The 10,341-nt window shown below is 45.4% G+C and carries 4 protein-coding genes; all 4 read left to right on the plus strand.

Annotated features, from left to right (window positions below; translation table 11 throughout):
- A partial coding sequence (locus tag VIP81_RS30855; protein WP_331971106.1) for a hypothetical protein occupies positions 1-1,725 on the plus strand: 1,725 nt, incomplete at its 5' end.
- Between the two features lie 56 nt (positions 1,726-1,781).
- Positions 1,782-2,828, plus strand: a complete 1,047-nt coding sequence (locus VIP81_RS30860) for a hypothetical protein (protein ID WP_331971109.1) — start codon at positions 1,782-1,784, stop codon at positions 2,826-2,828.
- A gap of 42 nt (positions 2,829-2,870) precedes the next feature.
- The gene (locus tag VIP81_RS30865) at positions 2,871-9,443 is read left to right on the plus strand and encodes a DUF5977 domain-containing protein (RefSeq protein WP_331971112.1); all 6,573 of its coding nucleotides are present in this window, start codon (positions 2,871-2,873) and stop codon (positions 9,441-9,443) included.
- An 18-nt stretch (positions 9,444-9,461) separates the two neighbouring features.
- On the plus strand, positions 9,462-10,341 hold an 880-nt coding region (locus VIP81_RS30870; RefSeq protein ID WP_331971115.1), incomplete at its 3' end, for a hypothetical protein.

Below are 10,341 nucleotides of genomic sequence, written 5' to 3' on the forward strand. Positions count from 1 at the left end.
GCTGGGAAATTTAAACAACTCCGGGAACTGGATTCTCTGAAAGCCTACGCAGATGGGTTGAGAAGCAAGGTATCTACGCTGCGCAATTCTTTTGACGAAGCCGCTTATATTCAACGGTTGATTGAAGCACGGGAACAGGCATTACGCTTTAAAATGGACTCATTGGCGGGGCGGAACAGGCCGGGTAGCAGGGGAGATTCGCTGTACCAGGAACTGATTGCAGAAAAAGCACATTATAGTAAAGTAACAGATTCACTGCAGCAAATACTAAATGTAGCGGATAAACGCTACCATCAACTCGAACTCAAAACAAACCGGCAGAAAGCCACTTTGCTGGATGCTTTACAACATAGCCGTAATAACCGGGAGTTGTCTGAGGCACTGGAAAGCCTGAATCTGCCGGATACGATACTGCCCAAAGGATTCCGTACGCTGTTGGCTATACGAAGTTTTGGTATTGGCAGAACCATTGCAGACTATTCAGAACTTACTGCCAGAAATATCAGTATTTCAGGCATACAGATGGAATACAATCCTTCTTATTATCTCGCGGTGGCCACGGGCGTAGTAGATTATCAGTTCCGGAATTTTATTGTGAAGGAGCAGCGCGCGCCTCAGTATCTTACCCTGATTCGTGGTGGTATTGGTATGAAAGAAGATAACCACGTTTTCCTGACCTATTATACGGGGAAAAAACAATTGTATGGTAATAATGCTGTCACAACAGATAGCAGTCAACCAGTAGATAATCGTTTAATGGGTATGGCATTGGAGGCCCAATGGAAGCTGGGGCCCAATACCTTTCTCGTAGGGGAGGTGGCACGGTCATCTATGCCATATAACGCCCGCAAATCGCAGGGAAGCAGCAACTTTGGGAGCATGCTGGATTTCTCCGGTCATACTAATGAAGCTTACACCGCCTCTTTTAGTACGTTGATAAATTATTCCGGTACACATGTAACGGGGATGTATAAATGGATGGGCAGCGATTTTCAATCGTTTAGTCTTTATACCACGGGCTCGCGGCAAATTGCCTGGAACATACAGGCAGAGCAACCTTTTTTCCATCAGCGTTTGATGCTGGCGGCGGCGATCCGGAAAAATGATTATGCCACTTTTTACATGCCCTCCAATTACCAAAGCAATACTGTTTTCAAAAGTGTGCAGCTCACCATGCGGATCCCGCGTTGGCCGGTGGTTAGCATCGGCTATCAACCCACTTCCCAGTTGATAAAACTGGATGAGCAGCATTTTTCGGAACAATTGTTTTACATGCTAACGGGAACGGTCACACATACTTATAAGTACCGGGATATTATGATGAATAGTATGGTCACTTATTCCCGTTTTTATAACCGGCAAACAGATACGTCCTTCATCTATTTCAACAGTCGTAACATCGTAGCCGCCCATACTGTATTTCTGAGAAAGTTTACTCTGGCTGGTCAGGCAGCAGCAGCGGTTACGGAAGAATATGGACTGTATAGTCTGGCCGGTGATGCCAGCTGGAAGGCGTTGAATTGGCTGGAGATAGGAGGTACCCTGAAATACAACCGCCAAACCGTATATGCTATTCAGCAATGGGGTTACGGCGCAAATGCAAGAATGAATATTCCCCGGTTTGGAGAAGTAGCATTGAGGGCAGAGAAAAGTTATCTGCCTGGTGGAGGAAAGCAACTGATATCTAACAATACAGGAAGATTAACTTATACAAGGATATTTTAAGTATGACCCGAAAAAAAGCCCTAGCAAGCGGCACATTATTGTTGCTGTTGCTATCTATGAAATTGAATGCCCAGGTAGCGATGTCTGCCCAGGTTCCCCCTGCCGGTATATTACAGCAATCACAGTTGTGGAATATGGTAGTAACCAATGCTGCTTCCACACCTTTAACGGCCACGATTATGCTTCGTTTAATGGACGCCGTTACAGGGCAGCCCGTGTTAACGGGAACGTCCCGCGCAATACAGCTATCGGTGGGCGCAAAACAACTGCAGCTGAAAGATGTAGGACCTGTGTCTTATGAATATCTTTCTCCAGTGGCTGACCGGCGGGAGAATGCATTGCTGCCACCCGGTAAGTATAAAGTTTGCTACAGCATAGTGGTGACAGGAGATAAATCCATGCGCCCGCAAACGGAAGACTGTCTCAGTTTTGTTGTGGAGCCGGTAGCACCGCCACAGCTGAATACACCTGTCAATGCCGCATTGCTGGATGCTTCACAGCCCCAGTTTACCTGGATTCCTCCTGCGCCGGTGAATTTGTTTTCTGATCTGAATTACGACCTGACATTGGTAGCACTATATGAAAATCAGTCACCGCTGGAAGGAGTGCAGGTGAATATGCCGGTGTACCGGGTATCTTCCCTGCGGCAACCTTTTATGACTTATCCCGCGGGATCTCCGGCATTGGATACCGGTATTACCTATGCCTGGATGGTGACGGCCAACAATGGCCGGCAATACGCTGCACAAACGGATGTGTGGACGTTTCGTGTAAAAAGGCCCGCCAACAGTATTGTTGATGACCTGACTTCCTTTGTAGAGTTGAGACGGAATGCCAGCCAGGTGATCAATTGCGGCAAATCTGTGAAATGCAGCTACGTGAATGATGCCGGAGATGAGAAAGCAACCTACGAAATTGTATCTCTCGAAGATAAAAACCGCGTGATCCGGCATGGGAACATAAACCTGCAGCCGGGTACCAACATGATTGTATTGCCGCTGGATACCGGTAGCCGGCTATCGGCCGGGAAGTTATACGTATTCAGATTGTTCAACAGCCGTTCGGAAACCTGGGAAATGAAATTCATTTACAGTAGTAATTAATAAACGATCCCTGATCTCATCCCTTATCTAAAATAGAATTACATGATACTGGCCTATGTCGCGAGAGGAAAAAAATGGATTGCGGGTACGATGCTCGCAGTGATTTATCTTGAGATGATCATTCCTACCCACCTTCAGGCTGCCGTTCCGATGGTAGGAAGACTGGAGAAAATGGCTGCCCCGATACCTGCTCCTATAAACGTATGGCGTAACGTTAACAATAGTACTGTTGCTATTGTTCCGCCCAAAAAAGCAACGAAGCCGATAACGAATGTTAAGACAGCCGGCAATAAATTGGCCGGCGATATCGGAGGACCCACACAACCGGAAACGCAGTCGTTTCATTCGGCTGACAACGGGAATATGGTAGACCTGTTCAGCGGCGATTTTTCCTATAATATTCCCTTGCTGGATGTAGGAGGTTATCCCGTTACGATTGGGTATAACAGCGGTATCTCTATGGATCAGGAAGCCAGCTGGGTAGGCCTGGGCTGGAATATAAATCCCGGAAGTATTACCCGTAATCTTCGCGGTATCCCTGATGATTTTAACGGAAAAGATTCTATCTCCAAGGAACTCACCATAAAGCAGAACCAAACAGTGGGCGTCACCGCAGGTATAGATCTGGAAATAACCGGAGCGCCGTTAACCTTAGGGTTTAGTCTGGGTGTATTCAAAAACAGCTATAGAGGATGGGGGCTGGAATCGGGTGTAAATGCCAATCTTAGCCTGGGAGATAAAACAAAAGGCGCTTTAACAACAGGACTGTCTCTCAGTAATAATTCCCAGGAAGGGATCTCTATTTCTCCTTCGCTGGGTGTAGAGTTTCCCAGTAAAGAAGCCATGGAAAAAGGAGGATACACTGGGAGTGTTTCTGTAGGAACTTCGTATAATTCAAGGTCTGGCTTATCTGCACTGCAGCTGTCCGGAGGTGTACGCGCGTTTAGTGCCGCCGATGTAATTATGAATGAATGTGGAGAGGTGGGAGGTTATAACCAAAAAGGTTTAGGTAGCGGTACCAGGATCAGTTCACATATTTCGTTTGCCTATCCGGGTTATACACCTACTATTAATATACCCTATACAAATTCCATGTATACCGTAACATTGAAGCTGGGATCGGAAGTGACCGTAGTACATCCTGCGTTGTACGTTAGCGGTTATGTTTCCACACAACGAATTGCAGGAGCAGATACGCACCTTAGTCTTCCTGCCTACGGCTATCTGAATTATGAGTCGGCCAACGGTAATCGCAATGCATTACTGGATTTTAACCGGGAGAAAGATATTCCTTACCGTGAAAAACCGGCTGTTCCCAATATTGCTATTCCTTCGTATACCTATGATGTATTCTCTATGTCTGGTGAAGGCATTGGTGGCAGTTTCCGGGCTTACCGGAACGACATCGGCTTTGTACATGATCATGAAATGACTACCCGTGATCAATCCGGCAGCTTTAGTGCGGATGTTGGTGCCGGGTTTATTGTGCATGGAGGGGTAGATGTTAATTATACCAGGTCATTTACCAAAACTGCGCTCTGGGAAACTGACAACCCACTCAGATCAGTGACCGGATTCCGGAAAACAGCCAAAGATTTTGAGGCAGCTTATTTCAGGAGTCCCGGAGAGAAAACGGTAAATGCTACTACTTTTTATGATGCCATGGGTGGAGATAATGTAGTGACACCCCGGCTGTATCAGCTGCTGAATTTACCTATTATTCAAACAACGAATAAAATTACGCCTTTTAAAAATGGTACTGCACAGCCGGATATTACCCTCACCAACGCTAATACAGTAAAACCGGCGCGTGAGAAACGCACACAGTCGATTACCTATTTGACAGCCAAAGAGGCGAGTGAAGCAGGCTTATCTAAATATATTGAAAACTACACCGAAAACAGATTTACGGTGGGTCGCAGCAAAGCCGACTTTGTAGATGAATTTTATGGTAATGGAGATGGATTGTTGGGTCGTTATTACGACAAAGAATGGTTTGGCGATTGGTTGGGCAACAGGAATGAATCTCAGGTAGATTTTGAAAACAGAGATGCTTTTCATGTGCCTACCGGAAAGAAAGAACATTTTGCCCTGGAGTTGATAGGACGGTTGAAAGTACCGGTATCCGGTATTTACCAGTTTAAGCTGGAATCAGATGATGGAAGCAGATTAAAGCTGAGAGATGAGTGGAAGATAGGTAATATGCAGAACCATTCCCTGGAAGCCACCTATGGAAAAATTAGCCTGGAAGGAGGGCAACTATATGACGTAGAGGTCGACTATGTACAGGCTTCGAGAGATGGCGTTGTAAAGTTGAGTTGGCAGTCTGATGCCTTAGGACCTAACAGCGGTTATCAGATCATTCCATCGAGTAAGTTTTTTACCAGGAAGGATGTAGACGCCTTTCCTGTAAACGGTGGCGCTTTTATGCGAGAGAAAAGAATGAATTCTTTCCGCAAGGCAGACCACATTTCCGAAATAGATGTATTAAATGGCGATGGGCGCAGGTACGTATATGGTATCCCGGTATATAATCTCCAGCAAAAAGAAACTACTTTTTCTGTGGAAAAAAAGGATGCCGTGCCTGCCGATGGCCTGGTAGGTTATACTCCGGGCGTAGATGATGGATTGGGGAATACAAAGGGCAACGACCATTATTATACTGGTGAGTTCATGCCGCCATATGCACACTCTTATCTTTTAACAGGTATCCTCTCGCCCGACTATGTGGATATTACCGGAGATGGTATTTCTGATGATGATGCTGGTAATGCTATTCGTTTTAATTACACCCGCACTGCAGGCATTAAAAATCCTTTTTTATGGCGTGCACCTTATAACAAGATGGCTACTTATAATGAAGGCATGAAAACAGATAACCGCGATGATAAAGGTAGCTATGTGAGTGGAGGAAAAGAGCTGTGGTTCCTGAATTCTATTGAGTCAAAAAGTATGGTGGCCTTTTTTACCCTGGGTAAGCGATCCGACCTTTTACAAATTGATTCGCTCGGCAGAAAAACAGATGGAGGAGGCCGGCGCCTGGAAAAGATTGATTTATATACCAAAGCAGATTATCTGAAAAATGGTACAAATGCCAAACCGGTAAAAACGGTGCATTTCAGATATGACTCCACCCTTTGTCCTGGTGTGAACAACGATGGAACTAATGGTAACGTCAGTGGTAAACTGACCCTGAGAGAAATCTGGTTTACCTACAATGGCAATGAAAAAGGTAAGAAGAATTCCTACCGGTTTAATTATAATAAGCTAAATCCTTCCTACTCGGCCAGTAAATATGATCGCTGGGGAAATTATAAAGATCCGCTGCAAAACCCTGGTTCCGGTAGTGGTAACCTCATCAGTAACTCGGACTATCCTTATGCGTTGCAGGATAGTACACAGGCTGCGGCCAATGCCGCCGCCTGGACATTGGATTCTATCGAAATGCCTTCCGGTGGCCGCCTGAAGATAGATTATGAAAGTGACGACTATGCCTATGTGCAGAACAAACGTGCCATGCAAATGTGTAAGGTGGCAGGTTTCAGTCCGGGAATACCGAATACTACTGCGGATATTAGCAACCAGCTATATGATCATTCTGCCAACCGCGATTATCTGTATGTATCTATCAACGTTCCCTATGCAGTAAAATCAAAGGCGGATGTATATGCAAGGTATCTCGAAGGTGTGAGTAAGATCTACTTCCGGTTGTTTGTAGGTATGCCGGGAGACAAGTTTGGTACGGGGTCGGAATTTGTGTCTTGCTATGCCGGGATTGATACGGCCGGTGGGTATGGATTTTATAATGGTGGAAAAACAATCTGGGTAAGACTAACCGGTATTGACAGACAAGGCGATGAGGGTGGAAATATAAGTCCGCTGGTAAAAGCCGCGATGCAGTTCCTGAAACTGAACCTGCCTTCCAAAGCTTACCCGGGATCAGATGAAGGAAGTGACATAGGTGTGCGGGAGGCAGTAGAGATTTTATATACCCAGGTAGATAATATCAAAAGCGCCTTTAAAAATTTTGAAAATAATGCCCGTCCAAAACGATGGGCACAGTCCATTGATACTTCCCGTTCTTATGCACGGTTAACCAACCCCTATTTAAAGAAATATGGTGGAGGCTTACGCGTGAAGCGGGTAGTAAGTTATGATTACTGGAATAAAATGACTGGTCAGCGTGGCGCCGCATACGGTAAAGAATATGATTACACGACCACTAAAATAGTCAATAGCGATACACTTAAGATCAGCAGTGGCGTGGCTGCTTATGAGCCGGTGATGGGAGGGGAAGAAAACCCCTGGCATATGCCCATAGAATACCAGGAACGGGTAAGCGTACTGGCACCCATAAATTTAGGATATGTGGAAGAGCCTTTGGGTGAATCTTTCTTTCCTTCGCCTTCGGTGGGTTATAGTAAAGTAAGGGTACGCACCATTAACGCAAAAAAGAACCGGTCAGCAAATGGATATGATGAAACCTGTTTTTATACATCTAAAGACTTCCCAACTATCACCGAACGGACAACCATTAACGACGCCACCAAGAAGCGATATAAGAATCCGCTAATGGATCTGTTGCGTGTAAACTCCATGCATTTCCTGGCGGTATCTCAAGGGTTTAAAATTGAAATCAATGATATGAATGGGAAGCTGCGTTCGCAGGCTTCTTACTCAGAAACAGATCCGGATCATTGGATCTCTTATACAGAAAACTTTTATCGGGTAGACAACCAGGCATCGGCCGAAAAGCACCTGGACAATAAGGTGCTGACCATCTCTCCCAAAGGAGTGATCACGAACAGTGAGATAGGAAAAGATATGGAGCTGATGCTGGATATGCGGGAACAGCGATCACTTACCAATGGTGTGAATCTGAGTGTAAATGCGGATTTCTTTACAGCAGGTATCTGGCCTATCCTGATTCCGTCGCTGATCCCATTGCCACAGCGGGAAGAGAACGTATTCCGTTCCGTAGCCGCCACCAAAGTGATTAACCGCCACGGTATTATTGACAGCGTAATGGCTGTGGAAAAGGGCAGTAAAGTAGTGACGCATAATTTGTTGTATGACGCGGAGTCAGGAGAGCCGGTGTTGACCTCTGTACAAAATGAGTACAATGACCGCGTGTATAACTATACTTATCCTGCAGCCTGGATCTATGAAGGGATGGCTGGTGCCTATAAAAATGTAGGCGTAGTGCTGGAGCACATCGGGATCAAAGAAGGTCGTATTGTAAGTGGATTCACCGGAAATGTGAATGACTATTTCTTTAGTGGTGATGAAATACTGGCATATGCCAAACGTAAAGTAGCAGGTACTGAATGCGAACCTGAAATAGCATATTGGCCAGTCTCCTTTAAAGTATGGGCCGTAGATGCCAACTTGCTGAAAGGTGGTACCCCCGATATTTATTTTATTAACCAGGATGGTTCTGCCCTTACCGGCGCTGATGTAACCATGAAAATTATCCGCTCCGGCAGAAGGAATATTGCAGCTCCGGCCGGCAGCATTACCATGCTTAAAAATCCGCTGGTAGGCAATCAGCTGGTATTGAATGATGCCTCCGGTGTAATTAATGCCGCTGTTACAGAGTTTAAAGAATTCTGGAAAGTACCTGATAGAAAGTTTGCGGGTATTATTATTGACACCTTCCGTAATGCTGCTTTGACGGATACTTTCACCGTTACCTGCGGTACCAATACACAAAGAATCCCTGTTACGGTGGCCGCCAATAGATTCAGTTCTGTAGTAAGTCAGCAAATGGCAGATGAAATAGCCAAAGCTTATATGGAGTATAGCGGGCCCGCTCTTGCGAAACAACAAATCCAATGTAATTTTTACTATAGCAAAGCAGATACGGCTTATTTCACGAAGAGTTGTACCAGCCCTGCTACAGGAGATCAGGTAAAATACATACTTAGAGCGGGCGCGGATTCCTCATTGGTGAGCCAGGCCGCTGCGGATGCATTGGCACAGGCAAGACTACAAACCGAGGGGCAAGCCTATGCCAATAGTAAGGGTGGCTGTTATTATACTAATGAAGAACAAAGCGCCTCATTTACAAGAGACAACTGTCCGGTAGGAACAACAGGTTCAGTAGTCATATATACATTGCCGGTAGGCACCGATACTTCTTATGCCAGTGTTGCTGCGGCAAACAATAAAACACTCATAAAGTTAAATGCCGGAGGGCCTCAGTATGCAAGGGATCACGGAGCGTGTTCTTTTTATGCAAAGCTGACGATAACTAATCAGCATCAGACTGCAACAGGGGTTCCAAATGACTATGAGAGTACTATTAATGAGGGAGATGTTGTTGTTAGCTTTTATGAAGATGAAGCTTGTACCATCCCCCGGTCAGTAAATAATCTGACGTTTAGCATAAACAAGAGGGAAAAATTTGATCAAACAGGTGCACATACCGGTCACAGTATTCAGGATACTCCGGAGGTAGTCACCGCTAATGGCCCCTCGTGGACCTCGACTGGGAGAACTATTTGGACGCACGTTGAAGAGTATTTAACACCTGGACTAAAGAATACGCTTGTGACTACAGATATAGTTAACACTTATACGATCCTTCCCAACAGTGCATTTGTCATAAAATAACATTAACTGATCATTTCAATGAAACCGTTTATCATCATAATATATTGCACCCTATCGCTGTTCTTAGCTTCGGCTAAGACAGCCATGGCGGCACCTTATGCCTTACGACCCGATACCAGCGGTACCTGTTACAGTGCCGTGCAGGATACAGGTGTAAATCCCTATAGTCTGGGGATAGCAGGCAACTGGCGTCCTTATCGCTCCTTTACGTATTACGGCGCAAGGAAAGAATCCGACGCCTCGGTAACGACAACGGATATACGTAAAAATGGTACCTTCGCCACCTTTGTCCCATTCTGGAACCGGCAATCGTCCGATAGTATTTTAAAGCCGGTATATGATACAACGATTTGGGTATGGAATGCGCAGTCTACGTTATTCAACATCAAAGGATTTGAGTTGGAGAATAAAGATCCCTTAGGACGGTATAACGCAGGTTTGTACGGCTACGACAACACGTTACCGGTAGCGGTTATACAAAATGCGCATTACCGCGAATCCCTGTTTGAAGGATTTGAGGATTATGATTTTGGAGGCAATAAAGATACCACCTGTGCCGTGACAAGAAACTTCGACTATACGCCTTATAAATCCAGTATCGATAGCAATGTGGCCCACTCAGGGACGCACTCCATCCTGGTGAAGTCAGCTGTAGGGGCAGGTAGTATTGTGGTTAATACAGATACCGATGATTTCGATTTTACTATCAACACAAGTACGACCAGTTGCTATCCGGGCGCCATTTTGCTCAAGGGAATCCGGGCAGATGGCAAAGTGATTTTACCTTCTTTTTCGCCGTTTGCCGGCAAGAAAATGCTGGTAAGTGTTTGGGTAAAAGAGGTGCTGGATTGTAACTGTAGCAGCTATACGAAAAGTAATATCTCTATTAAAACCGGTA

The sequence above is a fragment of the Chitinophaga sp. genome, from assembly GCF_036566945.1.
Lineage (GTDB): Bacteria > Bacteroidota > Bacteroidia > Chitinophagales > Chitinophagaceae > Chitinophaga.

Excerpts from the sequence above, each read along its gene's own strand:
- VIP81_RS30860 (WP_331971109.1), top strand. The coding sequence starts at position 1,782 with ATGAAATTGAATGCCCAGGTAGCGATGTCTGCCCAGGTTCCCCCTGCC.
- VIP81_RS30865 (WP_331971112.1), top strand. The coding sequence starts at position 2,871 with ATGATACTGGCCTATGTCGCGAGAGGAAAAAAATGGATTGCGGGTACG.